Below are 1,234 nucleotides of genomic sequence, written 5' to 3'. Positions count from 1 at the left end.
CGCGCCAGCCAGATCAGCGTGCCGAGTACCAGCAGGGCACCGAGTCCCTGCAGCCCCGGTGAATCGTCAAAGCCGCCGTAGATGAACGCGGCGATGCCCAGGGCCACCGCCGCCGCGGCCAGCAGCCACAGCAGCACCTGTTTCATGTTGTTCCTCCCCGCCCCGTTCTGCGACCCCTGGAATGTTCCGGCGCCACCGTCCCGGGTCGCCGGTGGCGTTAAATGCACGATCACCGGGGACGGGCCGAGGCCCGCCGCCCGGTGACCGGATCGCTGGTTGGGGTCAGATCACTTTTCCCGGGTTTTCGGTCGATCTTCCCGGCGGGCTTCTGCAGCGGCTGCGATTCCCCGCGGGCCACCAGGCGCTGCTGGCGGGATTCGGCTTCGGAGGTGTAGCGCACGCGGCGCACCCGGCGGATCATGTCGCGGATCAGGAAGATCGCGGCGATCACCATCAGCGCGGTGAACACGAAGCCAAGGAAGCCCGGCCCGGTCTGGCTGACCGCGTTGTAACTGGAGGTCGACTCGTTGGCCGGTGCGCTGGCCAACAGCAAGATCAGATGGTTCACGGGTTAGTACAACTCATTTCTACAGCGTTAGTGCCCTACTACTATCTTAGCGTGGCGGGCCGCTATCTGAGCCCGGCGAACAGGTCGGACTCAGGCAATTCGGTGGGCACCTTGGAGGTGATCAGCGTGTAGTCCTCCCACGGCCAGTGTTCGGCATAGAGGTACTCGGGCACGGCGAAGAAGAAGCCCTCAGGGTCGATCTGCGTGCGGTGGGCCAAAAGCGCCTGGTCACGCTTCGTGAAGTAGTCCGCGCAGTACACCTGGGTGGTCGTGGTGTGCGGGGAGACCCAGCTGAACATCTGGTCCTGCTGGTCCTCCTCCCAGCGCTGCACCCGTTCGGTGTAGGGCGAGTCGTAGCCGGCGTCGAGCATGGCGTAGTGCAGGGTGCGGAAGCGCTCGGGGGCAAAGGCGCGGTCGTAGTACAGCTTGCGCACCTCCCACGGCTGCCCCAGTTCCGGGTACATGTCCGGGTTGTTGGCGTGCTCAAAGGCAAACAGCGCCACCCGGTGGGAGTGGATGTGATCCGGGTGCGGGTAGCCGCCGTTTTCGTCGTAGGTGGTGATCACGTGGGGACGGAATTCGCGGATCAGCTTGATCAGCCCGGCCGCGGCAACCTCCACCGGCTGCAGCGCGAACGCGCCGAAGGGCAGTTCGGGCACCGGGTCG

2 protein-coding genes are annotated in these 1,234 nt (G+C 65.6%); both read right to left on the bottom strand.

Going from position 1 to position 1,234, the window contains the following annotated elements:
* Positions 1 to 229: 229 nt before the first annotated feature.
* Positions 230 to 568 (bottom strand): hypothetical protein, encoded by a 339-nt coding sequence (locus JCM19049_RS14585; protein ID WP_054821933.1) that lies wholly within the window; start codon positions 566 to 568, stop codon positions 230 to 232.
* Positions 569 to 630: 62 nt separating this feature from the next.
* Positions 631 to 1,234: PIG-L family deacetylase (locus tag JCM19049_RS14580; protein WP_054821932.1), on the bottom strand; the 604-nt coding region annotated here is incomplete at its 5' end.

The sequence above is a fragment of the Arthrobacter sp. JCM 19049 genome (assembly GCF_001310435.1).
Note: the sequence above shows the minus strand (reverse complement) of the source record. Positions and strands in the feature narration are given on the sequence as shown.